This window comes from Paracoccus pacificus (assembly GCF_042680785.1).
Classification (GTDB): Bacteria; Pseudomonadota; Alphaproteobacteria; order Rhodobacterales; family Rhodobacteraceae; genus Paracoccus; species Paracoccus pacificus.
Genome location: NZ_JBHUEN010000003.1, coordinates 78674 through 92999, shown reverse-complemented (window position 1 = coordinate 92999; position 14326 = coordinate 78674). Strand labels below are relative to the sequence as shown.

At 64.2% G+C, this 14326-nt stretch carries 15 protein-coding genes; 7 read left to right on the top strand and 8 right to left on the bottom strand.

What is annotated here, in order from left to right; translation table 11 throughout:
- Positions 1 to 58 precede the first annotated feature (58 nt).
- Positions 59 to 520 carry an Lrp/AsnC family transcriptional regulator gene (locus ACFSCT_RS00585; RefSeq protein ID WP_379139348.1) on the bottom strand — a complete coding sequence of 154 codons (462 nt, stop codon included), beginning with the start codon at positions 518 to 520 and terminating at the stop codon, positions 59 to 61.
- A 132-nt stretch (positions 521 to 652) separates the two neighbouring features.
- Here ACFSCT_RS00585 and ald point away from each other — a divergent pair, with 132 nt between their 5' ends.
- Positions 653 to 1771: an alanine dehydrogenase gene (gene ald / locus ACFSCT_RS00580; RefSeq protein ID WP_379139347.1), complete on the top strand. Its 1119-nt coding sequence runs from the start codon at positions 653 to 655 to the stop codon at positions 1769 to 1771.
- A gap of 98 nt (positions 1772 to 1869) precedes the next feature.
- Here the strand turns inward: ald and mscL are convergent, their stop codons facing one another.
- On the bottom strand, positions 1870 to 2310 hold the full coding sequence (mscL, locus tag ACFSCT_RS00575) for a large conductance mechanosensitive channel protein MscL (RefSeq protein ID WP_379139346.1): 441 nt from the start codon (positions 2308 to 2310) through the stop codon (positions 1870 to 1872).
- Between the two features lie 128 nt (positions 2311 to 2438).
- On the opposite strand from mscL, the gene ACFSCT_RS00570 reads away from it, so the two are divergent.
- Positions 2439 to 3146 (top strand): glutathione S-transferase N-terminal domain-containing protein, encoded by a 708-nt coding sequence (locus tag ACFSCT_RS00570; RefSeq protein WP_379139345.1) that lies wholly within the window; start codon positions 2439 to 2441, stop codon positions 3144 to 3146.
- 63 nt (positions 3147 to 3209) lie between these two features.
- Here the strand turns inward: ACFSCT_RS00570 and pheT are convergent, their stop codons facing one another.
- The 6 genes from pheT to ACFSCT_RS00540 form a co-directional block, all read right to left on the bottom strand.
- Entirely contained in the window at positions 3210 to 5597 is a 2388-nt protein-coding gene (pheT, locus tag ACFSCT_RS00565; RefSeq protein ID WP_379139344.1) for a phenylalanine--tRNA ligase subunit beta, read from the bottom strand.
- Positions 5598 to 5671: 74 nt separating this feature from the next.
- Positions 5672 to 6262 carry a DUF6173 family protein gene (locus ACFSCT_RS00560; protein WP_379139343.1) on the bottom strand — a complete coding sequence of 197 codons (591 nt, stop codon included), beginning with the start codon at positions 6260 to 6262 and terminating at the stop codon, positions 5672 to 5674.
- A 75-nt stretch (positions 6263 to 6337) separates the two neighbouring features.
- A complete protein-coding gene (locus tag ACFSCT_RS00555; protein WP_379139342.1) occupies positions 6338 to 6826 on the bottom strand; it encodes a hypothetical protein in 489 nt (162 codons plus the stop codon).
- 271 nt (positions 6827 to 7097) lie between these two features.
- On the bottom strand, positions 7098 to 8180 hold the full coding sequence (gene pheS / locus ACFSCT_RS00550; protein WP_379139341.1) for a phenylalanine--tRNA ligase subunit alpha: 1083 nt from the start codon (positions 8178 to 8180) through the stop codon (positions 7098 to 7100).
- A 116-nt stretch (positions 8181 to 8296) separates the two neighbouring features.
- The gene (locus ACFSCT_RS00545) at positions 8297 to 8647 is read right to left on the bottom strand and encodes an arsenate reductase family protein (RefSeq protein ID WP_379139340.1); all 351 of its coding nucleotides are present in this window, start codon (positions 8645 to 8647) and stop codon (positions 8297 to 8299) included.
- A gap of 68 nt (positions 8648 to 8715) precedes the next feature.
- Positions 8716 to 10101, bottom strand: coding sequence for a cytochrome P450 (locus ACFSCT_RS00540; protein WP_379139471.1), 1386 nt, complete (start codon positions 10099 to 10101; stop codon positions 8716 to 8718).
- Between the two features lie 97 nt (positions 10102 to 10198).
- Here ACFSCT_RS00540 and ACFSCT_RS00535 point away from each other — a divergent pair, with 97 nt between their 5' ends.
- The 5 genes from ACFSCT_RS00535 to ACFSCT_RS00515 all read left to right on the top strand — a co-directional run bounded on the left by ACFSCT_RS00535 (position 10199) and on the right by ACFSCT_RS00515 (position 14319).
- Complete coding sequence (locus ACFSCT_RS00535; RefSeq protein WP_379139339.1) at positions 10199 to 10642, top strand: SRPBCC domain-containing protein; 444 nt, start codon at positions 10199 to 10201, stop codon at positions 10640 to 10642.
- 129 nt (positions 10643 to 10771) lie between these two features.
- Positions 10772 to 11656, top strand: a complete 885-nt coding sequence (locus tag ACFSCT_RS00530) for a LysR family transcriptional regulator (RefSeq protein WP_379139338.1) — start codon at positions 10772 to 10774, stop codon at positions 11654 to 11656.
- Positions 11657 to 11758: 102 nt separating this feature from the next.
- Positions 11759 to 12568: a carbon-nitrogen hydrolase family protein gene (locus tag ACFSCT_RS00525; RefSeq protein WP_379139337.1), complete on the top strand. Its 810-nt coding sequence runs from the start codon at positions 11759 to 11761 to the stop codon at positions 12566 to 12568.
- Positions 12569 to 12573: 5 nt separating this feature from the next.
- A complete protein-coding gene (locus ACFSCT_RS00520) occupies positions 12574 to 13233 on the top strand; it encodes an RraA family protein (protein ID WP_379139336.1) in 660 nt (219 codons plus the stop codon).
- Positions 13234 to 13269: 36 nt separating this feature from the next.
- Positions 13270 to 14319, top strand: a complete 1050-nt coding sequence (locus tag ACFSCT_RS00515) for an ABC transporter substrate-binding protein (RefSeq protein WP_379139335.1) — start codon at positions 13270 to 13272, stop codon at positions 14317 to 14319.
- Positions 14320 to 14326 lie beyond the last annotated feature (7 nt).

The window sequence follows — 14326 nt, the reverse complement described above, 5'->3', positions numbered from 1 at the left end:
TTTGGCAACGCCAGAGACGGCTTTCTTTTTCGGCGCCGTGGGATGTTGGCGCCGGACTTCAGATCGGAAGCGCCGTGGTCCCGAACACGGTGCGCAGCGCAAAGCTGGAATGCATCTGCGCCACCCCCGGCAGTTTCGCGAGGCTTTGGCGGTGAATGCGGGCGAAATCGTCCGTATCCTCGGCGATGACCTTCAGCAGATAGTCGGCCGTCCCCGCCATCAGATGACACTCCATGACATTCGGCAGCGCGCTGACTGCGCGCTCGAACGCATCGAGCAATTCGTCGGCCTGCCCGGACAGGGTGATCTCGACGAATATGATCGAGGACCGGCCCAGCTTGCGCGCATCCAGAAGCGCGACATAGCCCCGGATCAGCCCGCTCTGCTCTAACCGCTGCACGCGCCGGTGGCAGGCACTGGCCGAAAGGTTCACCGCGGCGGCCAGGTCGGCGTTGCTGATTCGGCCGTCCCTTTGCAGAAGTTGTAATATTCGGCGGTCTGTTGCGTCTATTTGCTCCATTATCGAAGAATATTCGATGAGCTGCCATTAGTCATCACAGATCTTGCGTAGAATGATGGCGAGACAGAAAAATGAGCAGGAAATTGCGCTTTCTTTCGGGCAAAATGGCGCAAAGGCTATTGGAGGATCGCCATGAAGATCGGTTGCCCGACAGAAATCAAACCGCAGGAATATCGCGTCGGCGTCACCCCCGCCGCCGCCGCGGAAGCCGTGCATCACGGTCACGAGGTGACGGTGCAGACAGGCGCCGGGCTCGGCTCGGGGTTCACCGATCAGGATTATCTTGCCGCCGGCGCCAAGATCGCGCCGGACGCGAAAACGGTGTTCGACTGGGCCGAGATGATCGTGAAGGTCAAGGAACCGCAGGCGGCCGAGCGTGCGATGCTGCGCGATGGCCAGATCCTGTTCACCTATCTGCATCTGGCCCCCGATCCCGATCAGACCCGCGATCTGCTGAACTCGGGTGTCACCGCCATCGCCTATGAGACGGTGACCGACCGGAACGGCGGTCTGCCGCTTCTGGCGCCGATGTCCGAGGTTGCGGGCAAGCTGGCCCCGCAGGTGGGCGCCTGGACGCTGCAAAAGGCCAATGGCGGGCGCGGTGTGCTTCTGGGCGGTGTCCCGGGTGTTCTGCCGGCCAATGTCACCGTGATCGGCGGCGGCGTGGTCGGCACCCATGCGGCGCGGGTGGCGGCGGGCATGGGCGCGAATGTGACCGTGCTGGACCGCTCGCTGAACCGGCTGCGCTATCTGGACGACGTCTATGGGAATGTTTTCCGCACCGGCTTTGCCAGTGCCGCGCTGACGGCCGATCTGGTTGCGCAGTCCGACATGGTGATCGGCGCGGTGCTGATCCCCGGCGCCGCCGCGCCAAAGCTGATCCGGCGCGATCAGCTTTCCGGCATGCGGCCCGGCGCGGCGCTGGTCGATGTGGCGATTGATCAGGGCGGCTGCTTTGAGACCTCGCGCCCGACCACCCATCAGGATCCGATCTATGAGGTTGACGGCATCATGCATTACTGCGTGGCGAATATGCCCGGCGCGGTTGCCCGCACCTCGACCATCGCGCTTGGCAACGCCACGCTGCCCTTCATGCTGGCGCTGGCGGACAAGGGCTGGAAGCAGGCAATCATCGACGATCCGTATCTGCGCGCCGGGCTGTCGACCCATCTGGGCAAGCTGACCTCATTGCCGGTGGGCGAGGCCCTGCGTCTGGATGCGATCACCCCGGATGAGCTTCTGGCCGCCTGACGAGCCAGCCGGGTGCCTCTGACGCTATAGAAACGAAAAACGGCGTGTCCTTCGTGGGCACGCCGTTCGTATTTGTTGCGGTAGATCGGAAGTGCCGATCAGGCCGAACGTGCCGCGAGCAGATCGCGGATCTGGATCAGCAGTTCTTCCTGGGTCGGCCCGACGGCGACCTCTTCGACGATGGTTTCCTTCGGCGGGATCGCGCGGTTCTTGATGTTGTTAACAGCCTTTACCAGCAGGAAAACCACAAACGCGATGATCAGGAAGTTGATGACGGCCGACAGGAATGCGCCATAGGCGAACACGTTCGCCCCTGCATCCCGCGCGGCTTGCAACCCGGCACCTTCGGGCGCGGTGCCTGACAGAACCACATACTTGCTGCTGAAATCGGTGCCCCCGGTGATGATACCGATGATCGGGTTGATGATGTCCCCGACCAGCGACGTCACGATCGCCGTGAACGCGGCACCGATGATGATACCAACGGCCATGTCCATGACATTGCCCTTGGCGATGAATTCCTTGAATTCGTTGATCATGTGTTTACCTCTGTCCCTGAGGAAGAAATTGCCTGTACTGAACTATTTACCACATCGCTGCGACAATTCCACGCAGAAGAACCCGCGCGCGAATCATTGACGTGACGAAACAGCAACAGGAGCCGTAAATGGGCAAACTAGACGCATTCCCGATCACCCGCCGCTGGCCGCCAAAGCGCGACGACGTGATCCAGCTTTATTCGCTGCCGACGCCGAACGGCGTCAAGGTGTCGATCATGCTGGAAGAGACGGGGCTGGACTTCGACGTCCACCGGATTGATATCGGCGAAGCCGCCGATCAGATGACGCCCGAATTCCTTTCGCTGAACCCCAACAACAAGATCCCCGCTATCATCGATCCCGATGGCCCGGACGGCAAGCCGATCGGACTTTGGGAATCGGGGGCGATCCTGATCTATCTGGCCGACAAGACCGGCAAATTGTTGCCGAAGTCTGGCGCCGAACGCTATCACACGCTGCAATGGCTGATGTTTCAGATGGGCGGCGTCGGACCGATGTTCGGTCAGGTCGGCTTCTTCCACAAATACAAGGGCAAAGAGATCGAGGATCCGCGCCCCCGCACCCGCTATTATAACGAATCGAACCGGCTTCTGGGGGTGATCGACCGCCAGCTTCAGGGGCGCGACTGGATCACCGGCACCTATTCTATCGCTGACATCGCCATCGCGCCCTGGGTTCGCAACCTGCGGACCGGTTATGAGGCGGCGAAGGAAACGCGGCTGGATGATTTTGCCAATATCGCGCGCTGGCTTGACGCCTTTACCGCCCGCCCGGCGGTCGAACGCGGACTGAACATCCCACCCCGGCAGGATTAGGCCGCGCCCGGGCGATACACCCTGCCCGCATAGCCGTGCGGGCAGGGCTATGCGGGCAGGGCGTCAGGCCCGCAGCTTGCCGCCGGTGGCCTTGGTGACCTTGTCGACGATTTTCGCCGCCACGGCGTCGATTTCGGCATCGGTCAACGTCTTGTCGCGCGGTTGCAGACGGACCGTGATCGCCACCGATTTCTGGTTATCGGCCATGCCGGTGAACTGATCGAACACCCGCACCGATTCAATCAGCGCCTTGTCGGCGCCCTGCGCGGCATTGACGATGGTCAGCGCCTCGACCCCCTGGCCGACGACGAAGGCAAAGTCACGCTCGACCGCCTGCAGATCGGACAGGTTCAGCGCCGGGCGCGTGGGCGTCCTGACCTTTGGCTGAGGGATCCGCGACAGATGGATGGTGAAGGCGACCGCCGGTCCCTTGACATCCATCGCCTTCAGAACCCGCGGATGCACCTCGCCGAAAGTGGCCAGCCGGTTCGGCCCCAGCGCGATATTGCCAGATCGGCCGGGATGCCACCATGGGTCCAGCTTGCGGTCGACCTGCACCCGTGCCGGGGCGCCGACGGTGCCGAGAATCGCCTCGGCATCAGCCTTGGCATCATAAAGATCGACCGGCCGGCGTGAGCCGAAGGTGTCGCGGGGGGCGGTCGCGCCCACCAGAAGCCCGGTCAGTTGCACGGCCTGATCGTCGGGCTCGCCCCCCGAAAAGACCGGGCCGACCTCGAACAACGCCAGATCGGCAAAGCCGCGCGCCTGATTGCGCGCCGCCGCCGCCAGCAGCCCGGGCAGCAGATCGGGGCGCATATGGGTCATCGCGCTGCTGATCGGGTTGTCGACCAGCACCGCATCGGTCCCGCCGCCGAAAAGCCGCGCCGCCTGACCGTCGATGAAACTGTAGGTCACGCATTCGTTGTACCCAAGCGCCGCCGCCATGCGCCGGGCCGCGCGTTCGCGCATCTGCGCAGGCGTGGCGACCGGGGCCGGCACGCCCGGTTTGGGCCGGGGCAAAGGTTTGCCGTTCAGCTTCGTCAGGCTGGCGATGCGGGCCACTTCCTCGATCAGGTCGACCTCGCCCTGCACATCGGGGCGCCACGACGGCGGGGTCGCCATATCGCCACCAAGCACGAAGCCAAGGCTTTCCAACGATTTGCGCTGATCGGCCTCGGATATGTCCATGCCGACCAGCCGGGCGGTGCGCGCGGCATCCAGCCGATAGGCGCGACGGGTGTCGGGCACGGCACCAGCCACCACCATTTCGGACGGCTCGCCCCCGCACAGATCAAGGATCAGTTGCGTGGCCAGATCCAGCCCGGGAATGGTGAATGCCGGGTCGATGCCGCGTTCAAAGCGATAGCGCGCATCGCTGTTGATGCGCAGCCGCCGGCCGTTCGCGGCAACCGTGATCGGGTCCCAATAGGCGCTTTCAAGAAACACGTCCGTGGTCTCGTCACTGACGCCCGAGGCGGCGCCGCCCATGATCCCGGCGATGCTCTCCGGTCCCCGATCGTCAGCGATGATCATCATGCCTTCGGGCAGCGGGTATTCACGCTCATCCAGCGCCTCGATGGTTTCGCCGGCTTGCGCGGGGCGCACATGCAGATCGCCATGCACCTTCGCGGCGTCGAACACATGCAGCGGCCGGTTCAGGTCATAGGTGAACAGGTTGGTGATATCGACCAGCGCCGAGATCGGCCGCAGCCCGATCGCCTTCAGCCGTTTTTGCAGCCATTCGGGCGACGGACCGTTCCTGACCCCGCGGATCAGCCGGCCGGCGAAGACCGGGTTCTGATCGGCAAGCGCGGGGTCGATGATCACCTTGATCGGGCTTGGAAAGCCGCCCTTTATTTCCGCCGCTTTCAGCGGCCGCAGGGTGCCAAGCCCGCGCGCGGCCAGATCGCGCGCAATTCCCCGAACCCCCAGCGCGTCGGGACGGTTGGGGGTCACCTTGATATGGATCATCGGGTCGATCCTGTCGGGCGCGTTGGCGGCCAGCCAGTCGGTGAACTTCTGCCCGACCTCGCCCGAGGGAAGCTCGATGATCCCGTTATGCTCGTCCGAAAGCTCCAGCTCGCGCTCGGAGGCCATCATGCCGTGGCTTTCGATGCCGCGGATCTTGCCGACGCCCAGCGTGGTGTCGATGCCCGGCACGTAATCGCCGGGCTTGGCCAGAACGCCGATGATGCCCGCGCGCGCATTCGGCGCGCCGCAAACGATCTGCTTTTCACCCTCATCGGTTTCGACCCGCAGCACCCGCAGCCGATCCGCGTCGGGGTGTTGCTCGGCATGGGTGACGCGGGCCAGCGTAAAGCCCCTTAGCTTTTCCGCCGGGTCGGTCACCTCCTCGACCTCAAGGCCAAGGTCGGTCAGCGTCTCGGCGATCTCGGCGACCGTGGCGGTCGTATCAAGATGATCCTTGAGCCATGAAAGGGTAAATTTCATCTGCGGGCATCCTTTTGGTCGGCCACGTGATTACCGGGCGTGGCCGGGCGCGTCCAGTGCCCGCTGACGGAAGTTCACTTTTCCGCAGGCGGATCGGACAGCCGGGCGCCAAATCCGATGCGGTACGGCGCATCTTCGGTCGCCGGGGGCACCGCGATCAGAAGAAAGTTCAACTGCGAGACGTGCTGCACCACCGCGACCTGCTTTTCGCCGTCGAGAAGGCCATAGAATTCGATGATATTGGGATTGCGAAAGCCCATGCCACGGACGTGAAGCGCCTTTTCACCGCCGAAATTCGCCAGTTGGATGCCAAGCTCGTAATTTTCCGGCAGCTTCTCCTGAAACTCCTTCACGCGCCCTAGAAGATGGTTAAAGACCTGCTCGGCGGCGTGCAACGTGGCCTGATCCGCCGCGCCATCGGTCGGCCAAAGATCGGCGGCGATGGCAGGCAGGGGGATCATCACCGGTTCGGGTTTCGACGGCGGCTGAACCGGAACGGGGGCTTCGCGCGGCGCCTTGGGGGTGGCCGTCTTGCCGACCGATGCGGCCTTTCCCTTCCCCGGCTTTTCGTTAACGGGCTTTTCGTTAACGGGCTTTTCCTTCACCGGCTTTGCGGCAGCGGGTTTCGGCGCGCTTTCGCTTTTCATCTTGGGGTTTTTGGTCATGGGTCTGTCTGGTTCCCGATGGCTGCCGGGTCACAGTGGCACAGCGAGCGGACCGGGCACAATAAGCCGCCCCGTTTACGATTTCGGACCGGACCCGGGAAACGGACGCCCCATCGCCAGCAACCACGGCAGCGCCTTTTCGCGCAGCACCTGCATCGGCTCGTCGAGTTCCGCGGGGTTTTCGATCAGCACCTGATAGGTCATCCGCCCCGGTTCGGTCGCCGGATAGCCCGAGGGGTAGAACCAGCCCAACCGCTGCGCGACCGGGCGCCGCCCGGTACCGATGGCAAGACGCGGTGTCGCGGCAAGGTTGACCCACGCATCATGCCCCAACCGGCTGCGTTGCAATTCGATCGACAGATTGAACCACCAGCCGCGACGCTTCCACAGATTGCCCTTGCGGGTGAATCCGGCGGGGGCGAGGATCGCCTCGATCCGGTCGCCGATAAGCCGCACGATGCGGTCGCGCTTTTGGGGGAAATCCGGGTCCTCCGCCGCGCGGAGTAGCTGGGCGGCGCGCGTCTCGGCCAGTTTCCGCAATTCCTCGGGCAGCGCTCCGGTCATCGAAAGAACCAATCCTGCGGCGATACGATGAGCGAGGATACCGGGGATGCGCCTACAGGCAAAGCGCAGCCTGCTGCCGTTGCGACTCCGGCAATGCATGCGCGCGTTATGGCGCCGAAACCCGCCTGGGCTTGGTGATCAGCGGCTTTGATGAAGCCCACCCCCGTGGGTTGGCGCGCACAGCAGCTCGCGTCAAGGTGTTGGCTGCATCGCGGTCCCGTGGTCGTGTGGTGAAAGCGCACGCCATGCCGTGGCGCGCCGGGCAAGCCGTTTAACGGCTCAGCCCACCGCTTACGCTCGGCACATCGCCCGCCGCGAAACCATAGTGCCGCAGCCAGCGCAGGTCGCTTTCAAAGAACGCCCGCAGGTCGGGGATGCCGTATTTCAGCATCGCGATACGGTCGATTCCCATGCCGAAGGCGAAGCCCTGCCATTGCTCGGGGTCGATGCCGCCCGCTTTCAGCACCTTGGGGTGGACCATGCCGGAGCCGAGGATTTCCAGCCACGAATTGCCCTCGCCGATCTTCAGGGTTCCCCCCTCCCACGAACAACGGATGTCGACTTCGGCAGACGGCTCGGTGAAGGGAAAATGACTGGCGCGGAAACGCAGCTCGACCGAGGGCACTTCGAAGAACGCGCGGCAGAATTCCTCAAGCGTCCATTTCAGTTGCGCCATCGAAATGTTGCGGTCGATGGCCAGCCCCTCGACCTGATGGAACATCGGCGTGTGGGTCTGGTCCATATCCATCCGGTAAACCCGGCCGGGCGCGATCACCCGGATCGGCGCGCCCGTCGCCTGCATGGCGCGGATCTGAACCGGGCTCGTGTGGGTGCGCAGAACATGCGGCGGACGGTCGTCGCCCGGATCGCGATGCATGAAGAACGTGTCGTGTTCCTGCCGCGCCGGATGCTCGGGCGGGATGTTCAGCGCGTCGAAATTGTACCAGTCGCTTTCGATCTGCGGGCCTTCCGCCACCGCGAAACCCATATCGGCGAAAATCGCGGTCACTTCCTCGGTCACCTGACTGACCGGGTGGATCGTGCCGCGCGGACGTGGGCGGCCGGGCAGGGTGACATCCAGCCATTCCGATTTCAGCCGCTGATCCAGCGCCGCATTCTCCAACCCTTCGCGGCGGGCGCGCAGGGCGGCGTCGACCTCATCGCGCAAGCGGTTCAGCGCGGCGCCGCGAGTCTGCCGTTCCTCCGGGGTCATGCGCCCCAGTTCCTTCATCAATCCGCTGATCTCGCCCTTCTTGCCCAAGGCGGACAAGCGCACCTGTTCCAGCGCGGTTTCGTCGCCGGCGGCGGCGATGCGGTCCAGATAGGTCGAGCGCAGGGTATCAACTTCGGTCATGGCGGCTTTCCTGAAAGACGCGCGCGGCTTAGCACGCAGCGGCGGCGCGGAAAAGACTTGCCGCGCCGGGTTTTGAGCGGAAACGTTTATCGCCCCGGCGTCGCCCGCCGGTTGGCTCAGTCCGCCGGGCCCAGCAATTCCTGCACCCGGTCGGCGGGGCGGCACAGGCGGGTGCCGCGGGGCGCGCAGACAAAGGGCCGCTCGACCAATATCGGATCGGCGACCATGGCCGCCAGTATGGTTTCATCATCGGCGCTGGTCAGCCCCAGTTCCTCAGCCGTGGTCCCGCGTGTGCGCAGCCCTTCGCGCACGGTCAGTCCGGCGGCGGCGAACAGCCCCAGAAGCTGGCCGCGCGTCCAGCCGTCCTTCTTATAGTCGATGACAAAGGGCTTCGCGCCCGAGGCACGGATCATCTCCAAAACGTTGCGAGAGGTGCTGCAGGACGGGTTGTGATAGATCACGATCATCGCTTTGCCTTTGTCTTTGGGGCGAAATTGCTTTGGGGTCGGACCGGGCCGGCATCCGCTACCGCACCCTATCGTTCGGAAATCCGCAGGAAAATGCCGTTCTGGGGCCGAAGCGTCAGGATCATGCGCGGCACGGGTCGCAGACCCGGCACCAGATCGAACCGCAGCCGGTCCAGCAGCGTGGCAAGGATGATCACCGCCTCTTGCAGCGCGAAACTTGCGCCGATGCAGATGCGCGGCCCGGCACCGAAGGGCAGGAAGGCAAAGCGGTCACGCTCGACCCCCGGGGCGAAGCGATCCGGGTCGAAGGCGTCCGGGTCGTCCCACAGCATCTGATGGCGGTGCAGCGCATAGATCGGCATCATCACCGTATCGCCGGGCCGGATCTCGCGCCCGCAAAGCTCATCACGCGCCTTCGCCGTGCGCGAGAGAAACGCCGCAGGCGGATAAAGCCGCAGCGATTCCTCGATCACCTGACGGATATAGCCCAGCCGGGGCAGATCGGCGGCGGTCGCGGCGCGGCCCGAAAGCGCCGCGCGTGCCTCGGCGGCGGCGCGGTCCTGCGCGGCCGGATCGAAGGCGAGCAGATACAGCGCCCATGCCAGCGTCAGGGCCGTGGTCTCATGCCCCGCCACGATAAAGGTCAGCAGATTGTCGCGCAGCTCGGCCGCGTTCATCGCGCGACCGGTTTCGGGATCATGCCCGGCGCGCAGCAGATCCAGCAGATCGGGGATCGGCCGGGGGCCGGTGATCTCGCGCTCGGCGATGGCCTGGTCGGCGATACGCTTCATGTCCCGCACGCCCCCCGCCGCGAACAGCCGCCCCGGTCGCGGCACCCAAGCCGGCAGCCCCAGCACGTCCAGCACCGAAACCCGCGCGGTTTGCGAGATATAGCGGTCGATGGCCTTGTGCACCTCGTCCCGGTCAAAGCCCCTGTCGCCGGAAAAGGTCACGTCCGAGATGACCTCGAAAGTCGCGGTCACCGTCTCGGCGTGGACATCGGCGACCTTGCCCGCCTGCCGGGATAGCCGCGCGGCGGATGCCTCGGCCGCGGCGGTCATGACCGGGGCCAGCGCCTCGACGTTCCGCTGGGCAAAGGCGGGGGCGGCGGCGCGGCGCTGCCAGCGCCAATGCGCGCCCTCGGCCACGAAAAGACTGTCGCCGATCGCGGGTTCCAGAATAAGCCGGGTCACCAGCGACTTCGGATAATCGTCGACCCGGTCCTTCAGAATCCGGGCCAGCGCGCCGGGGTCCATCACCATATGCCAGCGCGCGCCGGTGCGCCCCGAGACCATCGGCTGGCGCACCGCCAGCTCCGGGATCAGTTCCAGCACGTTGCGCCGCGCGGTCAGGGCACTTGCGATCACGCCCATCGGCTTGCGGTTCAGGGGAACACGCGCCGGATAGCGCAGGTCTTGGTCCTCGGATCCAGTATCGCTGGGCGCAATTGGCATGGCTTCACGATAGACCGGGGCGCGGAGGTGCTCAATCATCGGCGTTGCACAGTCGGCGAAGATATGCAGGAATTTACCTGCCAAGAAGGAGTGCCGGATGGAACAGGACCTGGTCATGATCGAGGCCACGATCGCCGCACCGCGCGAACGGGTCTGGCAGGCACTGACCGACCCGCGCGAGCTTGACGGCTGGCTGACCCTTGAACTGGACGCGCCTTTCAAGGTCGGCGAGATGTCGACCGGCACGGTCTATCCGATTGACGAACCGATGCCGTGGCGGTCCTTCACCGAGGTGATGGAGCCACCCCGGCAACTGGTCTATCGGACCCCGATGGTACGGATCGGGGAAGAGATAACCGACGACACCAGCTGGCTGACCACCGACACCCAGCTGGAACCTTCGGGCAAGGATACTTATGTCCGGGTCATCGTGACCGGGCTGGCGAATGCCCCGATCGAAGAGCGCGATACGATCGTCGACGATATCACCGGATCCTGGAAATATCTGCTGAGCGAACTGAAAGCGCAGGTCGAGGAATAATCGCCCCGCCGGCGTTCGGCGTCGGACGCGGGCCCATTGCGGCATAACCCCCCGTGGTTTTAGGTGGTCGGCGTCGCATCAGGGTGCTGGAGAAACCCGGGGCCGTCAGAAACCCCGGGGCCGTCCGATATGAACCTTCGCTTTGTCGAGACCTTTCTTTGGGTGTGTCGTCTGGGCAGCTTCCGCGCTGCCGCCGCGCGGCTGAACACAACTCAGGCGGCGGTGTCGAACCGCATCGCCACGCTTGAGCAGGAATTGGGCAACAACCTGTTCGAACGCACGCCGGGCGCGGTCCATCTGACCCTTGCCGGCAAACGCGCCATTCCGCATGCCGAACAGCTTTTGCGCACCGCCGAACTGTTCCGCGAGGCGGCTGGCGAGCCGGCCAACCTGACCGGGCTGGTATCCATCGGGACGATTGATTCCATCGTCCATACCTGGCTTCATCTTTTCGTCGAACGGATCCGGGCGCGCTATCCGTCAATCGCGCTGGATTTCGACGTGGATACCAGCATGAACATCGCGCAGGCGATCACCGCGCAAAAGGTCGATCTGGCGCTTTTGATGGGTCCGGTTCCGGCGCCGGGGTTGCGGAACCTGCCGCTGACGGCGCTGGAATGCCAATGGGTTGCCGGCGCCGAGATACGCAAAGCCCTGCCCGAAGGCACGCTTGGCCTTGAAACGCTGGCGCAGTTTCCGATCTTTGCCTTCGCGCGGGGCAGCGTCCCGCATTCCTGGCTGATCCGCCAGTTTGAGGACCGGGGGCTGCGTGTGCCGACCACCTCGCATTCGAACTCGCTGTCGACGATCATGCGGCTGATCAGCGACGGCATGGGCGTGGGCGCGCTGCCGACGCGGATGATTCAGCGCGGACTGGCCGAGGGGCGGCTGTTCGCGCTGAACGTTGATCCGGGCTTTCCCCCGCTGCAGCTGCATGCGGTTTTTGCCGATCACGCCGACAATCTGATCTCGGAATCGCTGGCCCAGATCGCGCGGGAGGTGTCGGCGCTGTGACCGCCGTCCGATAGGATTTTTCTATCAACATCTACAATTTTTTATCGTTTGGCAGCGGCTTTTTCAGCCGGCACTCTGGTCTGGTCAAATGCGGAGTTGCCCATGAAAGTCAGCCTTATTCAGATGAACTCGCAAGCCGACAAGGCCGGTAACGTCGATGAGGCCGAGCGGTTGATCCGTCAGGCGGTCACCGACGAATCACCGGATCTGGTCGTCCTGCCCGAATATTTCGCCTTTCTGGGCGAGGTGCGCGACGACATCCACGGCAGCGGCGAAAGCGTCGAGGACGGCCCGATCGTCACCCGGTTCGCGGCGCTGGCGAAAGAGCTTGGGGTGACGATCCACGCCGGGTCGATCGTCGAGAAATCGGGCAATGCCCATTACAACACCACCGTGGTGTTCGGCCCGGACGGCGCGCAGATCGCCCGCTATCGCAAGATGCACCTGTTCGATATCGACGCGCCGGGCGGCACCTCATATCGCGAATCCGATACGATTTCGCGCGGTGAGGAGGTGGTGACCTACAAAGTCGGCGACACCAACGTCGGCTGCGCGATCTGCTATGACGTCCGGTTCCCGGAACTGTTCCGCGCGCTTCGCGACAAGGGCGCCGAGGTGATCGTGCTGCCCGCCGCTTTCACGCTTATGACCGGCAAGGATCATTGGGAGGTTCTGGCCCGCGCCCGCGCCATCGAGACCCAGACCTATTTCCTTGCCTGCGCCCAGACCGGATCACATGCCGATGGCACGAAATGGTGCTGGGGTCATTCGATGGTGATCGACCCATGGGGACATCTGGTCGCGCAGGCCTCGGACGGGGTCGGCATCGCACATGCGCGGCTTGACCCGGCCATGATCGCGCGGGTCCGCCGGGACGTGCCCGTTGCCAGTCACCACGTATTGAAAGGCTGATCGCCATGTTCATCGTCAATCCGATGCCCGAACAGATCGACCCGGCGCTGATCGCGCAGATGGAAAAGGTCGAAACCGCGACCGTCGGCCATTTCCTGCATTCGGGCTTCATGTCGCGCGAGTTGCGCGCCGTGCTGCCCGACGCGCGGGTCGCCGGCACCGCTGTGACCGTCCGCCTGCCGCACGCCGATTCGACCATCCTGCATTACCTGACCAAGCTGGTGCGGCGCGGCGATTTCATTGTCGTCGACCGCTGCGGCGACGACAAGCATGCCTGCTGGGGCGGGGTCATCACCCATGCCATGAAGAACGCCGGCATCAAGGGCGCCGCCGTCGACGGACCGGCAACGGATTTTTCCGAAATTCGCAAGGTGCAGCTTCCGATGTGGTGCCGGGGTCCTTCGCCCATCACCACCAAGATCCTGGGCCTGGAAGGCGCGATCAACGTTCCGGTCAGCGTCGGCGGGCAGGTGGTCAGCCCCGGCGATGCGATCATCGCCGATGAAAGTGGTGTTCTGGTGCTGACACCCGATCAGGCGAAAGCCGCGACCGAACGGGCGCTGAGCATGCAGGACAACGAAATCCTGCTGCTGGAACGGCTGCGCAAGGGGGAATGGCTGCCCGATATCTCGGGCGCGACGAAACTGGTCGAAAACACCAAATAGGCGCGCAGAAGCCCGCCAGACAACAGGGAGGATGAAATGAAAAAACGCACACTCAGACTGGCTGCGATCGGCACCGCATTGGTGACCCTTGCCGGCGCGGCAGAGGCCGACACCGTGGTGCTGGCGGCGTATTCCGGCATTTTTCAGGACAATTTCACCAAGGCGGTCATCGAGCCCTTCATGCAGGCGAACCCCGATGTGACCATCGAATATTATGGCATGCCGAACTCGGCCCAAACGCTGGGCACGCTGCGCGCGCAAAAAGCGAGCCCGCAGATCGACCTGTCGATCATGGACATCTCGGTTGCCAAGGCCGCGACGGATGAGGGGCTTTTCGCGCCGCTGGACGGCTCGGTTTCGTCCAATATCGACGATCTCTATCCGCAGGCCCGGGCCGAGGGCGTGAACGCGGTCGGCATCACCTTCGACAACCTCGTCCTTCTGTACAACACCGATGCGGTCAAAACCAAACCCGATTCGTGGAACGCGCTGTGGGACCCCGCCCTTGCCGGTCAGGTCTCGATCGCGGCCCCGCCGGATATTCAGGGCATCGTGCTGACCATTCTGGCCGACAGGATGGCGGGCGGAACCGATTACATGGCAAGCCTTGAGGCCGGCTATAAAAAGCTTGAGGAACTGGCCCCCAACGTCCAGACTTGGGACCCCCGCCCCGACGTCTATCAGCCGATTTCCAGCGGCACCTCGCAGGCCGGGATCGGCTGGAACGCCCGCGCGCAGGTCTATGCCGACATGTCGGACGGCAAGCTGGGCGTCGTCCTGCCGCAAGAGGGCAGCGGCTTTCAGATCAACGTCATCGGGCTAAGCCAGAATGCACCGGCCGGCGACAGCGCCAAAAAGTTCCTCGACTATGCGCTGAGCCCCGAAACGCAGGCGCGGTTCACCGAAACCATGTTCTATGCGCCGACCAACAGCAAAGCCGCCGCGATGATCGCCCCCGCCGCGCTGGAGCGGACGGCCGCCGGACGGATGGACGACATGATCGACATCAACTGGCTTCAGGTCGCCACCATCCGGGATCAGATTCTGGATAACTGGCGCCGCCGCATCATCCCGCTTAGCCGTTGATGAAGGG